18 protein-coding genes are annotated in these 17,455 nt (G+C 71.3%); 9 read left to right on the forward strand and 9 right to left on the reverse strand.

The window, feature by feature from the left end; genetic code table 11:
• Nucleotides 1-77: 77 nt before the first annotated feature.
• From ACO2RJ_RS13745 to ACO2RJ_RS13770, 6 genes are all read left to right on the forward strand, one after another.
• Nucleotides 78-950 (forward strand): branched-chain amino acid ABC transporter permease, encoded by an 873-nt coding sequence (locus ACO2RJ_RS13745; protein ID WP_423268981.1) that lies wholly within the window; start codon nt 78-80, stop codon nt 948-950.
• Entirely contained in the window at nt 947-1,984 is a 1,038-nt protein-coding gene (locus ACO2RJ_RS13750) for a branched-chain amino acid ABC transporter permease (RefSeq protein WP_423268568.1), read from the forward strand. Before ACO2RJ_RS13745 ends, ACO2RJ_RS13750 begins: the two co-directional genes overlap by 4 nt.
• On the forward strand, nt 1,981-2,787 hold the full coding sequence (locus tag ACO2RJ_RS13755; protein ID WP_423268569.1) for an ABC transporter ATP-binding protein: 807 nt from the start codon (nt 1,981-1,983) through the stop codon (nt 2,785-2,787). The genes ACO2RJ_RS13750 and ACO2RJ_RS13755 overlap by 4 nt, the downstream gene beginning before the upstream one ends.
• Nucleotides 2,780-3,484, forward strand: coding sequence for an ABC transporter ATP-binding protein (locus ACO2RJ_RS13760; RefSeq protein WP_423268570.1), 705 nt, complete (start codon nt 2,780-2,782; stop codon nt 3,482-3,484). Before ACO2RJ_RS13755 ends, ACO2RJ_RS13760 begins: the two co-directional genes overlap by 8 nt.
• A gap of 74 nt (nt 3,485-3,558) precedes the next feature.
• Nucleotides 3,559-4,752 carry an acyl-CoA dehydrogenase gene (locus ACO2RJ_RS13765; RefSeq protein ID WP_423268571.1) on the forward strand — a complete coding sequence of 398 codons (1,194 nt, stop codon included), beginning with the start codon at nt 3,559-3,561 and terminating at the stop codon, nt 4,750-4,752.
• A gap of 122 nt (nt 4,753-4,874) precedes the next feature.
• The gene (locus tag ACO2RJ_RS13770) at nt 4,875-5,345 is read left to right on the forward strand and encodes an SRPBCC family protein (RefSeq protein ID WP_423268572.1); all 471 of its coding nucleotides are present in this window, start codon (nt 4,875-4,877) and stop codon (nt 5,343-5,345) included.
• Nucleotides 5,346-5,378: 33 nt separating this feature from the next.
• On the opposite strand, the gene ACO2RJ_RS13775 is transcribed toward ACO2RJ_RS13770, so the two are convergent.
• From ACO2RJ_RS13775 to mscL, 4 genes are all read right to left on the reverse strand, one after another.
• Nucleotides 5,379-6,143: a hypothetical protein gene (locus tag ACO2RJ_RS13775; RefSeq protein ID WP_423268573.1), complete on the reverse strand. Its 765-nt coding sequence runs from the start codon at nt 6,141-6,143 to the stop codon at nt 5,379-5,381.
• Between the two features lie 72 nt (nt 6,144-6,215).
• Nucleotides 6,216-7,094 (reverse strand): SMP-30/gluconolactonase/LRE family protein, encoded by an 879-nt coding sequence (locus tag ACO2RJ_RS13780; RefSeq protein ID WP_423268574.1) that lies wholly within the window; start codon nt 7,092-7,094, stop codon nt 6,216-6,218.
• Nucleotides 7,095-7,206: 112 nt separating this feature from the next.
• A complete protein-coding gene (locus ACO2RJ_RS13785) occupies nt 7,207-7,827 on the reverse strand; it encodes a glutathione S-transferase family protein (protein ID WP_423268575.1) in 621 nt (206 codons plus the stop codon).
• A 4-nt stretch (nt 7,828-7,831) separates the two neighbouring features.
• Nucleotides 7,832-8,260: a large conductance mechanosensitive channel protein MscL gene (gene mscL / locus ACO2RJ_RS13790; protein WP_423268982.1), complete on the reverse strand. Its 429-nt coding sequence runs from the start codon at nt 8,258-8,260 to the stop codon at nt 7,832-7,834.
• A 158-nt stretch (nt 8,261-8,418) separates the two neighbouring features.
• Between mscL and ACO2RJ_RS13795 the strand changes: the two genes are divergently transcribed.
• Together ACO2RJ_RS13795 and ACO2RJ_RS13800 are read left to right on the forward strand one after the other, a co-directional pair.
• A complete protein-coding gene (locus ACO2RJ_RS13795) occupies nt 8,419-11,919 on the forward strand; it encodes a NahK/ErcS family hybrid sensor histidine kinase/response regulator (RefSeq protein ID WP_423268576.1) in 3,501 nt (1,166 codons plus the stop codon).
• A complete protein-coding gene (locus ACO2RJ_RS13800; RefSeq protein WP_423268577.1) occupies nt 11,916-12,998 on the forward strand; it encodes a sulfotransferase family protein in 1,083 nt (360 codons plus the stop codon). The genes ACO2RJ_RS13795 and ACO2RJ_RS13800 overlap by 4 nt, the downstream gene beginning before the upstream one ends.
• A gap of 125 nt (nt 12,999-13,123) precedes the next feature.
• Here ACO2RJ_RS13800 and ACO2RJ_RS13805 read toward each other — a convergent pair whose 3' ends face one another.
• A complete protein-coding gene (locus ACO2RJ_RS13805; RefSeq protein ID WP_423268578.1) occupies nt 13,124-13,792 on the reverse strand; it encodes a response regulator in 669 nt (222 codons plus the stop codon).
• A gap of 108 nt (nt 13,793-13,900) precedes the next feature.
• Nucleotides 13,901-14,374 carry a secondary thiamine-phosphate synthase enzyme YjbQ gene (locus ACO2RJ_RS13810; protein ID WP_423268579.1) on the reverse strand — a complete coding sequence of 158 codons (474 nt, stop codon included), beginning with the start codon at nt 14,372-14,374 and terminating at the stop codon, nt 13,901-13,903.
• Between the two features lie 82 nt (nt 14,375-14,456).
• Here ACO2RJ_RS13810 and ACO2RJ_RS13815 point away from each other — a divergent pair, with 82 nt between their 5' ends.
• The gene (locus ACO2RJ_RS13815; protein WP_423268580.1) at nt 14,457-15,413 is read left to right on the forward strand and encodes an alpha/beta hydrolase; all 957 of its coding nucleotides are present in this window, start codon (nt 14,457-14,459) and stop codon (nt 15,411-15,413) included.
• Between the two features lie 9 nt (nt 15,414-15,422).
• On the opposite strand, the gene ACO2RJ_RS13820 is transcribed toward ACO2RJ_RS13815, so the two are convergent.
• The 3 genes from ACO2RJ_RS13820 to ACO2RJ_RS13830 form a co-directional block, all read right to left on the reverse strand.
• Nucleotides 15,423-15,635, reverse strand: coding sequence for a hypothetical protein (locus ACO2RJ_RS13820; protein WP_423268581.1), 213 nt, complete (start codon nt 15,633-15,635; stop codon nt 15,423-15,425).
• Between the two features lie 265 nt (nt 15,636-15,900).
• Nucleotides 15,901-16,713: a creatininase family protein gene (locus ACO2RJ_RS13825; RefSeq protein WP_423268582.1), complete on the reverse strand. Its 813-nt coding sequence runs from the start codon at nt 16,711-16,713 to the stop codon at nt 15,901-15,903.
• A gap of 17 nt (nt 16,714-16,730) precedes the next feature.
• The gene (locus ACO2RJ_RS13830) at nt 16,731-17,378 is read right to left on the reverse strand and encodes a hypothetical protein (RefSeq protein WP_423268583.1); all 648 of its coding nucleotides are present in this window, start codon (nt 17,376-17,378) and stop codon (nt 16,731-16,733) included.
• Nucleotides 17,379-17,455 lie beyond the last annotated feature (77 nt).

Below are 17,455 nucleotides of genomic sequence, written 5' to 3' on the forward strand. Positions count from 1 at the left end.
TGCCCGGCCTCGCCGGCATGACGGTCGCGGTGAGATCGGCGGTCGCGCCGACGACGCCAACACGGAAGGCCCACGCCGTGGACCAACTCCTGCAGCATCTCGTCAACGCGCTGGTTCTCGGCGGCGCCTATGCGCTGCTCGGCATCGGGCTGACGCTGATCTTCGGCATCATGAACGTGGTGAACTTCACCCACGGCGCGCTCTACACCTTCGGCGCCTACGCGATGTGGATCGCCTCGACGTCGCTCGGGCTCAACTTCTTCGTGGCGCTGCCGTTCTCGATCGTCGCCGGGCTCGCGCTCGGCGCGCTGATCGAGATCGTCCTGCTGCGGCCGATGCGCGGCGCCGACATCGACACCACCATGCTGGTGATGATCGGCGCCGGCATCATCCTGCAGTCCGGCACGCTGTGGCTGTTCGGCGGCGTCGCGAAGGCGATCCCCTCGCCCTTCCCCGACGCGCCGCTGCAGCTCGGCTCGGTGTCGATCTCCTGGCTCCGGCTGTTCGTGCTCGCCGCGGCGCTCGCGCTGATCGGCGGGGCCTATGCGCTGATCAACGGCACGCGCCTCGGCCGCGCCATGCGCGCGACCTTCCAGGACGCCGACACCGCGGCGCTGATGGGCGTCAACGTGCGGCTGATCTACACCGCGACCTTCGCGCTGGGCTCCAGCCTCGCGGCCGCGGCCGGCGCGCTGCTCGGGCCGGTCTATGTCGTGTTCCCGCAGATGGGCGACCTCGCGGCGGTGAAGGCCTTCGCGATCGTCATCCTGGGCGGCCTGGGCTCGATCTCGGGCGCCGCGATCGGCGGCTTCATCCTGGCGATCGCCGAGGAGTTCGGCGCCGGCTACGTCTCGTCCGGCTACCGCGACGCGATGGGCTTCCTGATCATCATCGCGGTGCTGCTCGCCAAGCCCACCGGCCTGTTCGCACGGGCGGAGCGGATCGGATGACGAAATACCTCCCCCCCATCCTGCTCGTCGCGCTCGCGCTCCTGCCGCTCGGGCTGAAGGACCCGTACCTCCTCAACGCGCTGATCACCGGCGGCATCTTCACCATCGCCGCGATCAGCCTGAACCTGCTGCTCGGCTACACCGGGCAGCTCAGCCTCGGCCACATCGCCTTCTTCGGCATCGGCGCCTATGCGAGCGCGCTGACCACGCTAGGCTTCGACGCGGGCCTGTTCGGCGACGTGCGGATGACCCATTCCGGCTGGCCGCCGCTCGCGGGCCTCGTCATGGCGATCCTGATCTCGGGCCTCTGCGGCTATGTGGTCGGGCGGCTCTCGTTCCGGGTGCGCGGGGCCTATTTCGTGATCGTCACCATTTCCTTCGCCGAAGTGGTGCGGCTCGTGGCGCTGAACTGGGTGGAGCTGACGCAGGGGCCGCTCGCGCTGACCGCGATCCCGCAGATGCGGCTCGGGCTGCCCGGCCTCGGCGAGATGACGTTCCGCACCAAGGTCCAGAACTACTATCTGATGCTCGGCGTCGCGACGCTCGCTTACCTCGTGGTGGCGCGGATCGTGCGCTCCAGGCTCGGGCGCGCGATGCGGGGCCTGAAGGAGAACGAGGCGCTCGCCATGTCGGTCGGCGTCAACGCCACGCGGACGCTGACGATCGCCGCCACCATCTCGGCCGCGATCGCAGGCGCCGCGGGCAGCCTCTACGCCCATTACTTCCGCATCATCGATCCGGACGTGTTCCTGTTCACCTACACCGTCACGATCGTGATCATGGTGGTGAGCGGCGGCAAGGGCACGCTCGCCGGCCCCGTCATCGGCGGCGTGATCTTCGGGACTCTGCCGGTCGCGCTGCGGCCCTACATGGCGCCCGAGGCGCAGTGGATGGTCTACGGCGCGGTGCTGATCCTGATCCTGTTCCTGATGCCGCGCGGGATCGCGCCCTACGTCGACGGCTGGTTCGCCGAGCGCCGGCGGGCGCGAAGCGCGGGCCGGGCGGCCAGTCCCCGGCTGGAGGCGCAGCCATGAGCGAGGTCGCGCTGTCGGTCGAGCATGTCGGGGTGCGCTTCGGCGGCCTCGTCGCGATCGCCGACCTCCATTTCGACGTCCGCAAGGGCGAGATTCTCAGCCTGATCGGCCCGAACGGCGCCGGCAAGACGACCGCCTTCAACGTCGTCACCGGCTTCCTCAAGCCGACGCAAGGGGCTGTGCGCTTCGGGGACCGGACGCTGTCGGGGCTCGGGCCGCACGAGATCAACCGCCTCGGCCTCGCCCGCACCTTCCAGCGCACCAGCGTGTTCGCCGACGACACGGTGCTCGACAACGTGCTGATCGGCCTGCACCGCCACGCCGGCGGCGCGGGGCTGCTCGACGCGATCCTCAACCTGAAGCGCGAGCGCGACGGCGAGACGGCGCGGCGGGAGAAGGCGCGCGAGATCCTCGACTGGGTCGGGCTCGGCGCGCGCGCCGACGAGCGCGCCGGCGCGCTGTCCTATGGCGAGCAGCGGCTGGTCGGAGTGGCGCTCGCGCTCGCGACCGACCCGCAGATGCTGCTGCTGGACGAGCCGGTCTCGGGGATGAACGCCTCCGAGACCCACGGCTTCGTTAAGCTGATCCGCTCGATCCGGGACCGCGGCGTGACGATCCTGCTTGTCGAGCACGACATGCCGATGGTGATGGCGGTCTCCGACCGGATCGTCGTGCTGAACCACGGCAAGCTGATCGCGAACGGCGCGCCGGCCGACATCCGCGCGAACCCGGCGGTGATCGAAGCCTATCTCGGCAAGAGCGCCGCCGCCCGCGACGTCCGGAGGGAGGCCGCCCATGCTTGAGATCCGCGACCTCGAATGCGCCTATGGGCCGGTCGTGGCGCTGAAGAGCGTCTCGCTCGACGTCGCCGAGGGCCAGCTGATCGCGCTGATCGGCGCGAACGGCGCCGGCAAGTCGACCACGCTGCGCGCGATCTCCGGGCTCGTGAAGCCGCGCGGCGGCTCGATCCGCTTCCGCGGCGAGGACATCACGCGCGCCGATCCCGCAAAGGTGCTCGCGCTCGGCATCGCGCACTGCCCGGAGGGGCGGCGGGTGTTTCCTTACATGAGCGTCGCGGAGAACCTCGCGATGGGCTCCTATCTCCGCCGCGACGGGGTCCATGTGCGGGAGGACCTCGACCGGGTCTATTCCCACTTCCCGCGCCTCGCGGAGCGGCGCGGGCAGGCGGCGGGCACGCTGTCGGGCGGCGAGCAGCAGATGCTCGCGATCGGCCGGGCGCTGATGTCGCGGCCGAAGCTCGTGCTGTTCGACGAGCCCTCGCTCGGGCTCGCGCCCACCATCGTCGAGCAGACCCTGAAGATCATCCGCACGATCTGCGACGACGGGGCCACGGTCCTGCTGGTCGAGCAGAACGCCTTCGCGGCGCTCGAGCTCTGCGACGCCGCCTATCTCATCGAGACCGGCCGCGTGGTGAAGCACGGCAAGGGTTCAGAGCTGATCGACGACCCGCATGTGCGGGCGGCCTATCTCGGCGGCTGACGGACGCTCGCCCGCGGCGGCGCAATCTGGGACTGTCGGCGGATGACGGCCCGCCCGTCGCAGGGATGCACGGCATGATCGAGACCCCGCCCGGAGCCTTCGACTGGTCCGACCCGCTGCGGCTCGACCGGCAGCTCGCCGAAGACGAGCGGCTGATCTGCGAGACGGCGCGCGCCTATGCGCAGGAGAAGCTGGCGCCGCGGATCGTCGAGGCCTATCGCGAGGAGAAGACCGACCGCGCGATCTTCCAGGAGATGGGCGCGCTCGGCCTGCTCGGCGTCACGGTCCCCGAGGCGTTCGGCGGGGCCGGCGCGTCCCACGTCTCCTATGGCCTCGTCGCGCGGGAGGTGGAGCGCGTCGATTCGGGCTACCGCTCGATGATGAGCGTGCAGTCCTCGCTCGTCATGCACGCGATCCAGGCTTATGGCGACGACGCCCAGCGGCGGAGATGCCTCCCGAAGCTCGCCAGCGGCGCGTGGATCGGCTGCTTCGGACTGACCGAGGCCGACGCCGGCTCCGACCCCGCCGCGATGCGGACCCGCGCCGAGGCGATCGACGGCGGATATCGGCTGACCGGCGCCAAGACGTGGATCTCGAACGCCCCGATCGCCGACATTTTCATCGTCTGGGCGAAGTCGGCGGCGCATGACGGCGCGGTCCGCGGCTTCGTGCTGGAGAAGGGCGCCAAAGGCCTGTCGGCGCCCAAGATCCACGGCAAGCTCTCCTTGCGGGCCTCCGTCACCGGCGAGATCGTCATGGACGGGGTGGAGGTCGGAGACGAGGCGCTGCTGCCGAACGTCTCCGGCCTGAAGGGTCCGTTCGGCTGCCTCACAAAGGCGCGCTACGGCGTCGCCTGGGGCGTGATGGGGGCCGCCGAGGACTGCTGGCGCCGCACGCTCGCCTACACGCTCGATCGAAGGCAGTTCGGCCGGCCGTTGGCGGCGACCCAGCTCGTCCAGAAGAAGCTCGCCGACATGCAGACGGAGATCGCGCTCGGCCTGCAGGCGGCGCTCAGGGTCGGACGGCTGATGGACGAGGGGCTGGCGGCGCCGGAGATGATCTCGCTGATCAAGCGCAACAATTGCGGCAAGGCGCTCGACATCGCGCGGATGGCGCGGGACGCCCATGGCGGCAACGGCATCCACGAGGAGTACCACGTGATGCGGCACGCCCAGAACCTGGAGACGGTCAACACCTATGAGGGCGCGCACGACGTCCACGCGCTGATCCTCGGCCGCGCGCAGACCGGGATTCAGGCGTTCTTCTGACGGCGGCGCGTCGCCCGTCCCGCCTCCTCGCGACGGCCCGGCCCTTACCAGCGGGCGGCCCCGGCGCTACACCTTTGCGCAGACGGCGACCACGACCGTCGGACAAGAAGGAAGTTCCAGGGATGTTCAAGCGCTTCACGCTCGTCGCCGCCGCCATGCTGGCGGCCGGCCCGGCCTTCGCGGCCGACGTCACCGAATCCACCCCCGTCAACGCCCCGGCCGCCAAGGTGTGGGCCACGATCGGCGGCTTCTGCGGCATCGCCAAATGGCATCCGGCGGTGGAAGGCTGCGCGCTGTCCGAACAGGGCGGCAAGCCGATCCGCACGCTCTCGCTCAAGGGCGGCGGGACCATCGTCGAGCAGGAGACCGGCCGCGACGACGTCGCGATGAAATACAGCTACGTGATCCTGGAGAGCCCGCTCCCGGTCCAGAACTACATCTCGACCATCGCGGTCACCGACAACGGCAAGGGCGGCGCGGTCGTCACCTGGTCCGGCCAGTTCGAGCCCAAGGGCGCCGAGGCCGCGGCGAAGACCGTGATCGACGGCATCTACGTCAAGGGCCTCGCCGGCATCGTCGACAAATCGACCTGACGCGCCGGCGCGTCAGCCGGGCCGATCCGCCCGCTATTGCGCGACGGACGGCGCCTTCACCGCGGGCGGCTTCGTCGCGATCAGCGCCTTGATCGCGGCGGGCCGCGTCTTCTTCAGGCTCTTGAAGAAGGCCGCGCGCTTGTCGCCATAGGCCCGCCGGCTGAGCGCGAACAGCACGACGCCCTTCTGGTCGCCCGCCTTGTAGGGCGAATAGCGGTAGGCGTTCCATTCCGCGATGCCCACGCCGTCCGGCGTCTGGCCGCTGAGCGTGAAGTCGAGCAGCACCTCGCCGGTCTTGTCGTCGCGGATGGCGGCGGAGTTCACCGTCGGGTCGGTCGCCTTGCGCAGGCCGAGCTCCCGCACCTTGGCGGCGGCGGCCGTCGAGGGGTCAAGGTCGCCGAGCACGACCTCGACCATCACCATCCGGTCATAGGTCTCGAGCGTCTCGCCCTTCGGCAGATAGCCCTGGCGGACGTAGCCGGGCGACGGCGAATCCGCGGAGGCGAGGGCATACTCCACGCCCTGCAGCTTCAGCGGGCCGGGAACGGAGAGCGTGTCGACCGGCTCCGCCGCGGCGGCGGGCGCGTCCTGGCCGGCCGGGCTCGCGGGGGCTTCCGCGGCCGGAGCCGCGGGTGATTCGGCCGCGGGCGCGGCAGGCGCTTCCGCGGCCGGGGGCGCGGTCTCCGCGGGCTTCTCCTGCGCGAGGCCCTCGGCGGCGAAGCCCAAAGCGAGGCCCAAAGCGAGGCCCGGAACGAGGCCTGCGCGCGCGGCGCCGGCGAGAGTGCGGCGTCCGGTCATGGATGCCCTCCTTCGGTCGATTCAGGGCGCGCGGTAAAGCACGGATCGCGCGGCGAGGCGAGGCCCGCCGGTTCAGCGGGTTTCGGGCACGCGGTAGCCGATCAGCTTGCCGCTGGAGGAATGCGGGACGACCAGCAGCCGCTTCGGGGCGACATAGCCCATGTCGGCGGTGCTCGCCGGCAGCGTCGCCATCGTCTCGACCTGGCCCGAGGACGAGACGCGATGGATCGGCCCGCGTCCGAAGTCGCCCACGAGGTAGGAGCCAGCGCCGAGCGCGACGAGGCCGTCCAGGAAGCCGACCGGGTTCCCGTCGCCGAGGTCGCGGATCGTCTTGTCCGCGAAGGCGACCGTGACGAGATGCGCCGGCTGGCCGGGATCGCCGTCCTTCGGCAGCGTGCCGATCGGCGCGACGACGAGACGATCGTCCTCCACCAGCAGCCCGTTCGGGCCGTTCAGCCGGTCGTGCTTCAGCCAGGGCAGGACGTCCTCGCCCTGGATCAGCCAGATGGTGTTGGTCATGGTGTCGGAGACGAACACGCGCCCGTCCGGCGCCGTCGCGACGTCGTTCAGGAACACCGCGCCCTCGACCTTCCAGCGCTTCGTCGGCTTGGCCGTCGCGACGTCGATCGCCACGATCTCGTCGATATCGGCGACGTAGAGCGTGCCGCCGGCGAGGGCGAGGCCCTTCGGGGCGTTGAGCCCCGTGACCCAGTCCGCCTCGATCATCCGGCCGTCGGCCGACACTTTAGAGATCGCGCCCTTGCCGTCCTTGGCGCGCATGTCGCCGTCGACATTGCTGACATAGATCGTCTCGCCCGAGGCGTCCGGGGCCGCCGATTCCGGCCATTTCAGGCCGTCGAGCTCCCAGAGCTTCTCGAGTTCGGCGGCCGAGGCGCCGCCGCCCGGCGCCGCGATCAGCAGGGCCGCAAGCAGAGTTCGCGCGATGCGCACGGGCGTGGCCTCCCTCGTTTGGTTCTTGGTCTTGAGAGGGAGACCTAGGGCGGCGGGCCCCCGGCGGCAGCCCAAAGCGCGGGAACGTGAGCGCCGGGCCGGCGGCCCGACGTCAGCGCGCGCCGTAGGCCCGCTTGTACGCCGGCCGCTCCGCGATGCGGTCGAGATAGGGCAGGAAGCGTTCGGGCTCCGGCAGCTTGCCCCAGGAATGCACCCAGCCGAGCAGCGCGCCGACCATCACGTCCGCGCCGGAAAAGCGCTCGCCGAGCAGCCAGGGGCCCGGCGCGAGCGCCGCAAGCGTCCGCGCCAGCGCCTGCTCGTAGGGCGGCCAGCCGATCGCCATCGGCGGCGGCGGCGCGGCGCGCGGGAACAGCGCGTCGGCGAAGGCGGGCTCCAGCGCGGCCGCCGCGTAGCAGACCCAGTTGAGGTAGAGCCCGCGCTCGGGCGTGCCGGGCGCCGGGGCGAGGCCGGCCTCCGGGACCGCGTCCGCGACATGCAGCACGATCGCCGAGCTCTCCGTGACGACGACCGCGGACGAGCCGTCCGGTCCGCGGTCGATGAGCGTCGGGATCTTGCCGTCGGGATTGAGCTTCAGGAACTCCGGCCGCTTGTGGGCGCCGGCCTGCAGGTCGACGTCGACGAGCTCATAGGGCGCGCCCGTCTCCTCCAGCAGCCAGAGAATGCGCTGGGCGCGCGACTGCGGATGGTGGTGCAGGACGAAACGGGCGGCCATGGCGTCAGGCCCTCGGCGCGGGCGAGGCCAGCAGGTCGCGGATCTCGGTCAGGATCTTGACGTCCTCGGGCGTCTCCTTGACCGAAGCGGGCTTCGCCTCCTCCCGGCGCTTCATGCGGTTCATGCCCTTGATGATCATGAACAGGATGAAGGCGATGATGGCGAAGTTGATCGCGATGGTGAGAAAGTTGCCATAGGCGATCACCGCGCCCTGCTTCCTGGCCTCCGCCAGCGACGTGGCGGTGACGGCCGACGACAGGCCGATGAAGTAGTTCGAGAAGTCGAGCCCGCCGACGATCGCGCCGATGATCGGCATGAAGACGTCGCCGACCAGGCTTTCGACGATCTTGCCGAAGGCGGCGCCGATGATCACGCCGACCGCGAGGTCGACGACGTTGCCCTTGAGCGCGAACTCCCTGAATTCCTGAAGGATCGTCATGCGCGCACTCCCCCTTACGCAAGCTGATGACAGCGGGCCGGTCGACCCGCTAGACGTTAACGAGAAGTCCGAGCGCAAGGCAACCGCGGGAGCGGCGCCGCGCGGGGACGCGACCCGCAAGGTCCGGGCGACAGGGCGAGGAAACAGCCGCATTGCAGGACTGGGGCGTCGTCACCGTCGCGCTGGGCTACCTCGGAGCGCTGTTCGCGCTGGCGGCCTATGTCGACCGCCGCCGGCCGGCCTGGGCGCTCGGGCGGCTCCGCCCGCATGTCTATGCGCTCGGCCTGTGCGTCTACTGCACCTCCTGGGCGTTCTTCGGCGCGGTCGGCTTCGCGGTCACGTCCGGCTGGAGCTTTCTTGCGCTGTCGCTCGGACCGGCGATCGCATTCCTCGCCTTCCGTCCGCTGATCGCCCATGTCATCGCCCTCGCCAAGGCGAACAACTCGACCTCGATCGCGGACTTCATCGGCGCCCGCTACGGCAAGAGCGAGCGGGTCGCGGCGCTTGTCGCGGCGGCCGCGATCGTCGGCGTCACGCCCTATGTCGCCCTCCAGCTGAAGGCGATCGAACTGTCGCTCGGCGTGATGCTCGACCGGATCTCGCTGCTGCCGGTCGACCCCGCGCTGATCGCGGCCGGGGTGCTCGCGCTGTTCGCGATCCTGTTCGGGACGCGCCAGGTGGCGCCGACCGAGCATCAGGACGGGCTGATGCTCGCGGTCGCGGCGGAGTCGGTGGTCAAGCTCGCGGCCTTCGTGGGCGTCGGCCTGTTCGCCGTCTACGGCCTCTATGACGGCTTCGGCGACCTCGTCGGCAAGGCGATCGCGTCGGGCGTCGCCGCCCCCTTCGCGCAGGGCCCCACTCTGCCGCAGTGGATCGCGCTCACTTTGCTGTCGCTGGTCTCGGTGCTGATCCTGCCGCGCCAGTTCCACGTGACGGTGGTCGAGAGCCGCAGCGCGCGCGACCTGAAGACCGCGGGCTGGCTGTTCCCGCTCTATCTGCTGCTGTTCGCGGCCTTCGTCGCGCCGATCGCGCTTGCGGGGCTGATGTCCTTCGCATCCCCCGGAGGCATCCCGGCGGACGCCTACGTCCTGACGCTGCCGCTGCTGTCCGGCTGGCGCTGGCTCTCGATCTTCGCCTTCATCGGCGGCCTGTCGGCGGCGAGCGCGATGGTGATCGTCGAGCTCGTCGCGCTGTCGGTCATGGCGTCGAACGACCTCGCGATGCCGATCCTGCTCAGGCGGCGCGAAGGTCGGCGGCCCAACATGCGCAGCCTGCTCGGCGTGCGGCGCGCGGCGATCGTCGCGATCATGCTGCTCGCCTACGCGGTCCACAAGGCGTCCGGCGCCGCCTCGCTCGCCAGCATGGGGCTGATCTCGATGGTCGCCGTGGCGCAGCTCGCGCCGGCCTTCGTGGGCGGGCTCGCCTGGCGGCGCGCCAACGCCCGCGGCGCGCTCGCCGGCGTCGGGGCCGGGCTCGCCGTCTGGACCTGGACGCTGATGCTGCCGGCCTTCGCGCCGCACGCGGCGGCGCTCGACCAGATCATGACGGCGGGACCGTTCGGGATCGGGTGGCTGCGGCCGGAGGCGCTGTTCGGCGCGGATTTCGCCGACCCGCTGGTCCACGGCCTGTTCTTCAGCCTCGCGGTCAACGCGGCAGCCTTCGTCGCCTTCTCGCTGTCGCGCCAGCCCACGCCGATCGAGCGCCAGCAGGCCGCGGCGTTCTGCGACGCCGGCGAGCCGCGCGAGCCCGGCCGCGCGGTGGAGGGGAAGGTGCGGCCCTGGCGCTCGCGCGCCACCTCCGCCGAGGTGGTGCAGACGGTCGCGCGCTATCTCGGGCCGGAGCGCGCCGAGACCGCGTTCCGCGGCTTCGCCATCGCGCGCGGCGGCACGCTGGAGCCGAAGGCCGAGGCCGACCTCCAGACCATCCGCTTCGCCGAGCATCTGCTGGCCTCCGCGATCGGCGCGGCGTCGTCGCGCATTGTGCTGTCGATGCTGCTGACTCGGCGTAACGTCACGACCTCCGACGCGCTCAGGCTGCTCGACGACGCCTCCGCCGCGCTGCAGTCGAACCGCGACGTGCTGCAGAACGCGCTCGACCACGCCCGCCAGGGCGTCACCGCGATCGACAGCGACATGAAGCTCGTGTGCTGGAACCGGCAGTTCCGCGAGCTGTTCGACCTGCCCGAGGAGATGATCCATTTCGGCGTCGGGCTCGACGACATCTTCCGCTTCAACGCCGCGCGCGGGCTCTACGGCCCGGTCAACGCCGAGCATTTCATCGCCGACCGCATCGAGCGCTTCGTCGTGCGGCTGGAGACGCTGCGGACGCGGCTGCAGCCCTCGGGACGCGTCATCGAGATCCGCTCCGCCCGCATGCCCGGCGGCGGCGTGGTCACGACCTACACCGACATCTCCGACACGGTCGCCGCCCAGGAGGCGCTCGAACGGGTGAACGAGGACCTCGAGCGCCGGGTGCGCGAGCGGACCCGCGAGCTCACCCGCCTCAACCAGGAGCTCGCCCGCGCCAAGACCGAGGCCGACGAGGCCAACATCTCGAAGACGCGCTTTCTCGCCGCCGCGAGCCACGACATCCTGCAGCCGCTGAACGCCGCCCGGCTGTTCGCGACCAGCCTGGTCGAGCGCGCCGGCGAAGGCGAGCCCGCCCGGCTCGCCCGCAACGTCGACAGCTCGCTCGACGCCGTCGAGGAGATCCTGTCGACGCTGCTCGACATCTCCCGTCTCGACGCCGGCGCGATGCGGCCGGAGATCACCTCCTTCCGGCTGGACGAGATCACCAGCCAGCTCGCCCGCGAATTCGCGCCGGTCGCGGAGGAGAAGGGCCTGAAGCTCACGGTGATGGCGACCAGCGTCAGCGTCCGCTCCGACCGCCGGCTGCTGCGCCGCGTGCTGCAGAACCTCGTCTCGAACGCGATCAAATACACCCCGCGCGGCGAGGTTCTGGTCGGCGTGAGGCGGCTGCGGGGCAAGGCGCGCATCGAGGTCTGGGACACCGGGCTCGGCATCGCCTCGGGCCAGCAGAAGCTCGTCTTCCGCGAGTTCAAGCGGCTGGAGCAGGGCGCCAAGGTCGCCCCGGGGCTGGGGCTCGGCCTGTCGATCGTCGAGCGCATCGCGCGGGTGCTCGAGCATCCGATCACGCTCCGGTCGCGGCCGGGCGTCGGCTCGGTGTTCGCGCTGGAGACGCCGACCTCCGCGGCGCTGCCGGCGCCGAAGCCCTCCGACGCCTTCGCGGGGCCCCGCAACGCCGCGCTTCAGGGGCTCGTGGTGCTCGCGATCGACAACGAGCCGGCGATCCTCGACGGCATGTCGACGCTGCTCGCCGGCTGGGGCTGCACGGCGCTGACGGCGTCGAGCCGCAAGGAGGCCGAACGGCTGATGAAGGCCGGCGGCCGCGCCCCCGACGTGATGATCGCGGACTACCATCTCGACGAGAGCGACGGGATCGAGACCATCGTGAGCCTGCGCTGGAAGCTCGGCCGGCCGATCCCGGCCGTGCTGGTGACGGCGGACCGCTCGCCCGGCGTGCGGCAGGCCGCGGCGGACAGAGACATCCATCTCCTGGTCAAACCGCTGCGTCCGGCGGCGCTGCGCGCTTTGCTCGCGCAGACGATCGCCCAGCGCATCGCCGCGGAATGACGCCGGAGACGCCCGCCGCTCCCGCGACGCGGTCCGCCGCGCCGAAGCCTGCGCCCCGCGGCGGCTTCGCCCACCCGCTCGCCGCCGCCGACCTCGCCTCGGCCCGCGCGGCGCTCGCGCGCGGCGGCGCCTCGACGCTTGGCCATCTCCCTCTGCTCGCGGCCGCCGCCTTCGGCGGCTTCCGCCGCCGGGCCTGGATCGCGAAGACGGCGGCCGCGGCGGCCGAAATTCAAGACGACTGGCACCTCGCCTGCCCGCCGCTGTTCATCGTCGGCTTCTGGCGCAGCGGCACGACGCTGCTGCACGAGCTGATGGCCTGCGACAAATCCTTCGCGGCGCCCAGCCTGCTCGACGTGCTGTGCCCGGCCGACGCGCCCTTCCTGCTCGGGCGAAAGCGCGAGCTGGTGGCGAAAACCCTGCCGGCGAGCCGCGGCTTCGACGCCGTTGAGATCGCGCCGACCCGCCCGCAGGAGGAGGAATGGGCGCTCGCCCAGCTCGGCGCGCCCTCCTTCTTCAACGCCTTCTACTTCCCGCGCGCGCGGGCGCGGCTGATCGACGAGGCGCTGTTCTTCGAGGGCGGCGGCGATCCGTGGCGTGCCTGGAGCACGGCGCATGGCCGCTTCCTGAAGACGCTGCGCGTCAAGCATCCGACGCGCGCGCCGCTGCTGAAGAACCCCGCGAACTCCACGCGGATCGCCGAGCTCGCCGCGCTCTACCCCACGGCGCGCTTCCTGCGCATCGACCGCGATCGCGACGAGACGCTGCGCTCGCTCCGCCGGATGATGGACGGCATGGCCGGCATGTTCTCCCTGCAGGGCGCGGCGCCGGCGTTCTCGGCGGACGAGGCGGAGAGGCTGCACGCCCGCGTCATGGACAGGCTCGACGCCGACTGGCGCGCGCTGCCGCCCGGGCGGGCGCTCGGCCTGCGCTACGAGCGGCTGACCGCCCGCCCGCTCGCGACGATCGCGGAGGTCTATGAGGGATTCGGCCTCGACCTCACGCGGGAGGCGCGGACGCGGCAGAAACGGTTCTGGAAGCAGTCGGGCAAGTCGCGGCGGCCTTATGCGGGGCCGCGGTAGGCGGGAGCGCGAGATCCTCGCCGGTCATCCCGGGTTTATCCCGGGATCCATTCCCGCCGCCGGCGCCAATCCGTGCGAAACGCTGAGGCAGTGGGTTCCGGGACGAGCCCGGAACGACGGCGGCGTCAGTTCGCGGCGCGCTCCGGCCACTGGCCGGCTTCGATCTTCGCCGCGGCGATGACGGCCTGGGTGCGGCTTTCGACGCCGAGCTTGGCGAGGATCGCCGAGACATGCGCCTTGACCGTCGCCTCGGAGACCCCGAGCTCATAGGCGATCTGCTTGTTGAGCAGGCCCTGGCTCAGCATCATCAGCACGCGCACCTGCTGCGGCGTCAGCGTGCCGAGCCGCTGGGCGAGCTTAGCGGATTCGTCGTCGCCGGCGGCCGCGAGGTCGATGCCGGGCGGCGTCCACTCGTCGCCTTCGAGCACGGCGCGCACGGCGCTGCGCATCACGTCGACGCCGAGCGTCTTCGGAATGAAGCCCGAGGCGCCGAACTCCATGCAGCGGCGGATCACCTTGGGGTCCTCATTGGCGGAGACCACCACGACCGGCACCGACGGGTACTGCGCGCGGAGATACATCAGGCCGGAGAAGCCGCTGACGCCGGGCATGTTGAGGTCGAGCAGCACGAGATCGAGCGTCGGGTCGGCCTCAAGCGTCTTCGACGCTTCGTCGAAGGAGCCGGCTTCGAGGATCGCGGCCGCCTCGCCCGACATCGCTTCCTTGAGCGCTGTGCGGAACAACGGATGATCGTCAGCAATGAGAAGGCGATAGGCGGGATCGGCGCTCGTCATGAGGACGTGATACCGCTTCGCAAACGTAAAATCGATGCGATAGAACGCCTCTATTCACATGCAACCGCATCCGTTGCCGAATTAACGCGCCGAAGGGCGCCCCCGCGGTCAGCCGCCGGACCTCGAGCCGATGAAATGAGCGATGAGCGAGCGGCGGTGCGGCCGGTCGCGGTGCTCGACCAGATAGATCGCCTGCCACGTCCCGAGCGCCAGGCGGCCGCCGATGACGGGAACGGCGACGGAGACGCCGGTGAGCACGGATTTCACATGGGCCGGCATGTCGTCGGAGCCCTCGTCGTCGTGCCGCCAGCCGGCGTCGCGCGGCGCGAGCCGGTCGAGCGCGTCGACGAGATCGTCGCGCACCTCCGGGCTGGCGTTTTCCTGGATCGTGAGCGAGGCCGAGGTGTGCCGGACGAAGAGCGTGAGGAGCCCATCGCCCGCCCCGCCATCTTCGAGCATCCGCGCGACCTCGGACGTCACGTCGGTGAGGCCGGGGCCGCTTGTCTCGACCTCGAAGCGCGCGATCGCCTGGTGGCCGGCGGGGCCGGCTGCGACGTCAGGGCGGCGCGTCGATCGATCCATGGCCGGATCATGGGCCGGTCCGGACTTGCGGCCAGTCCCCATCCCGCGTTTTCTGCGCCCTTCCCGAACAAGGACCGACGCGATGAGTCGACCGCCGCTGACGATCGATCCGGAGGCCTTTCGGCCCGACGCCGCGCCGGCCGGCACGATCGAGGTCAATGAGCGCCTGATCGAGGCGGCGCAAAAGGCGCCGAACATCTGGTCGCTCGGGCCGCAGGCGGTGCGCGACCTGCGCAAGCAGGGGGTGACGCCGTTCGTGGTCGAGCCGAAGAGCCAGCGGGCGGAGACGCTGACGATCGCGGGCCCCGGCGGCCCGCTTGCGCTCCGCGTCATCGCGCCGGAGACGCCGTCGGCGGTCTATCTTCACGTTCACAGCGGCGGATGGACGCTCGGCTCGGCCGACCAGGACGATCCGCGGCTCGAGCGGCTCGCGACCGAATGCGGGATCGCCTGCCTTTCGGTCCACTACCGGCTCGCGCCCGAACACCCCTACCCCGCAGGCCCCGACGATTGCGAGGCGGCCGCGCTCTGGGTCGCGCGGGAGGCCGCGGCGCGGTTCGGCGCGAAGACGCTGCTGATCGGCGGCGAATCGGCCGGCGCCCATCTCGCGGTCGTCACCCTGCTGCGGCTGCGCGACCGGCACGGGCTGTCGCCCTTCGCGCGCGCCAACCTCTCGGCCGGAAGCTACGATCTCGGCCTGACGCCGAGCGCGCGGCGGTTCGGCACGCAGCATCTGGTGCTGAACACCCGCGACATCCGCATGTTCGCGGCGCACTACCTGCAGAACGGCGAGGCCCTGGACGATCCCGACGTGTCGCCGCTCTACGCCGATCTCTCAGGCATGCCGCCGGCGCTGTTCACGGTGGGGACCCGCGACGCGCTGGTCGACGACACGCTGTTCATGGCGGCGCGCTGGACGGCGGCCGGCGGCGCGGCGGAGCTCTCGCTCTGGCCGGGCTCGGCGCATGTCTTCACGTCGTTGCCGGAGCCCAACGCGGCGCCGGCCTTCGAGCGGATCATGGCTTTCCTGAAGGGATGAGCGAGGCGCTCAGGCCTTTCCGGCGATGACCGACAGCAGGACCCGCGCGACCTCCGCCGTGACGCGACGGCGGTAGCGGCGGTGGACCAGCTGGCCGTTGTGGTAGACGTCGTGCTCGACATAGAGCGCGGTTCCGTCCCAGCGCAGCACGTTGTCGGTCTCGGAGGTCTCGATGACGCTGAGACCCTCGATCAGCCGCTCGTCCTGTCGCACTTCGCCCATAGGCCGTCCCCTTCCTGAGAATTCTTTCGCCCGCCGGCGTTTCGACCATGGTGGTGCGCCGGGGCGCGATTGTCGACCCGTCCTCGCAGACCAGACCAGGTTGTTGGAATCGCGGCGTCCAGCGCCGGCGTCGTTCCGGGCCTGTCCCGGAACCCATATCCTCCGCGCTCGAAATGGTTTGTCGCCGGCGGCGGGAATGGATCCCGGGACAGGCCCGGGATGACGGCGGGGGATCTTGTGCGGGGTCGGGCGAGGCGATCTCGACCTACGCTCCCGCCGGCCCCGGCCGGAGCCGATCGAGCGGGAAGCGGCGGACGTCGTCGAGCAGCTCGACGAAGGCGCGGGCGCCGTGCGCGAGCGCCGCGCGCCCGGCCTCGGCCGTCGCCGCCGTCGCGTCGCCGAGGGCGCCCTCGGGATTGAGGTCCTGCGCCATCCAGCCGAAGCCTGCGGGGCGGTCCGGGCGCAGCCAGGCGTAGCCGCGCTCCATCTCCGCCGCCGCCGAGGGGAAGGCGCGGACCTTGTCGCGCCGCACCAGTTCGGGATGGGCTGCGAGCATCAGCGAGGTCTCGATCGCGCCGCCATGAATTCCGTGACGGATCTCCTCGGGGGAGAACAGCCCGTCGGGATAGCCGAAGCGGCTCCAGGAGGCGGTCACGGCGAGCATCCGGAAGCGAGCGCGCAAGGCGCGGGCGACGAGCTCGAGGGCTGCCGAATTGCCGCCATGGCTGTTGATCAGCACGAGCTTGCGGACGCCCGCCCGGGCCACCGCCTCGCCGATCTCGATCCAGGCGCGGACGACCGTCTCGGGCGACAGCGCCAGCGTGCCGGGGAACGCCTCGTGCTCGACCGATGTCCCGACCGCCTGCATCGGCAGGACCGTGACGGGCAGGTCGTCCGGGATCAGCGGCTCGGCGGCCGCGAGATAGGCCGCGCCGATCAGGGCGTCGACGCCGAGCGGGAGATGAGGGCCATGCTGCTCGACGGCCGCGACCGGCAGCACCGCGATCCACGATCCGACGTCGGGATCGCGAAAATCCTCGGTCGTCATCTCGGTCCAGCGGCGGCGCGGCAGGGCCATGCGGTCTCCCTCGGGCGTCAGGCGTCGCGCCGGGTATGGCGCAGAACGAGCCGGACCGCACGCGCCATGTCGTCGAGCGGCAGCGCGAAGCAGGCCTCTAGCCGCGCCGCGGCGGGCACGGCGGCCGCCACCTGCTCGGGCAGAAGCGGCAGATGCAGGAAGGTCGCGACGAAGGGCGGGTCGGCCGTCTCGGCCGCCTCCAGCGCGAGATAGAGCGTCTGGTTGCAGAGATGCGTCCCGGCGTCGTCGGACGGCCGCGCCGGAAGCCCGTCCGCGGCCAGGGCGGCGCAGAGGCCGTCGAGATCCGGCCACGTGGCGGCCCGACGGTCCGGACCGCCTGCGCGCACGGGCCCGAGCGGCCCGATCCGGCCGCGACAGTCGGCGACGCCGAGATCGCGCCGGTTGCGGGCGACGCGCTCGAAGGTCAGCGCGTCGCGCCCGGCCGCCTGCCCCGTGAGCAGGACATGCGTCGGCCGATGCGTGCTGAGCGCGGCCTTCAGAGCGGCGTCGACGCCCGCGGTGTCGACGGCGAGCAGTTCGCAGGCCACCGGCGCGCCCCACTCCGTCTCGAGCGCGCCGCGCTCGGCGCGCAGTCGGTCGAGCAGCGCTTCGGAGCAGTTGGGGCCGCCGTCGAAACGGCCGAAGGCGGTGATCAGCAGACTCAACGCCTAACCTCCTCCCTTCGCCGGCAAAGACCTGGCGCCCGCCGCGGAACCGCTCATTCATCAATCCTTTGGATCGC

It is taken from the genome of Hansschlegelia sp. KR7-227 (assembly GCF_049446035.1).
Taxonomy (GTDB): domain Bacteria; phylum Pseudomonadota; class Alphaproteobacteria; order Rhizobiales; family Methylopilaceae; genus Methylopila.

Coding starts and splice junctions, on each gene's coding strand:
- ACO2RJ_RS13765 (WP_423268571.1), top strand. CDS start 3,559: ATGATCGAGACCCCGCCCGGAGCCTTCGACTGGTCCGACCCGCTGCGG.
- ACO2RJ_RS13770 (WP_423268572.1), top strand. CDS start 4,875: ATGTTCAAGCGCTTCACGCTCGTCGCCGCCGCCATGCTGGCGGCCGGC.
- ACO2RJ_RS13775 (WP_423268573.1), bottom strand. CDS start 6,143: ATGACCGGACGCCGCACTCTCGCCGGCGCCGCGCGCGCAGGCCTCGTT.
- ACO2RJ_RS13800 (WP_423268577.1), top strand. CDS start 11,916: ATGACGCCGGAGACGCCCGCCGCTCCCGCGACGCGGTCCGCCGCGCCG.
- ACO2RJ_RS13785 (WP_423268575.1), bottom strand. CDS start 7,827: ATGGCCGCCCGTTTCGTCCTGCACCACCATCCGCAGTCGCGCGCCCAG.
- ACO2RJ_RS13805 (WP_423268578.1), bottom strand. CDS start 13,792: ATGACGAGCGCCGATCCCGCCTATCGCCTTCTCATTGCTGACGATCAT.
- ACO2RJ_RS13750 (WP_423268568.1), top strand. CDS start 947: ATGACGAAATACCTCCCCCCCATCCTGCTCGTCGCGCTCGCGCTCCTG.
- ACO2RJ_RS13755 (WP_423268569.1), top strand. CDS start 1,981: ATGAGCGAGGTCGCGCTGTCGGTCGAGCATGTCGGGGTGCGCTTCGGC.
- ACO2RJ_RS13825 (WP_423268582.1), bottom strand. CDS start 16,713: ATGGCCCTGCCGCGCCGCCGCTGGACCGAGATGACGACCGAGGATTTT.
- ACO2RJ_RS13820 (WP_423268581.1), bottom strand. CDS start 15,635: ATGGGCGAAGTGCGACAGGACGAGCGGCTGATCGAGGGTCTCAGCGTC.
- ACO2RJ_RS13810 (WP_423268579.1), bottom strand. CDS start 14,374: ATGGATCGATCGACGCGCCGCCCTGACGTCGCAGCCGGCCCCGCCGGC.
- ACO2RJ_RS13815 (WP_423268580.1), top strand. CDS start 14,457: ATGAGTCGACCGCCGCTGACGATCGATCCGGAGGCCTTTCGGCCCGAC.
- ACO2RJ_RS13760 (WP_423268570.1), top strand. CDS start 2,780: ATGCTTGAGATCCGCGACCTCGAATGCGCCTATGGGCCGGTCGTGGCG.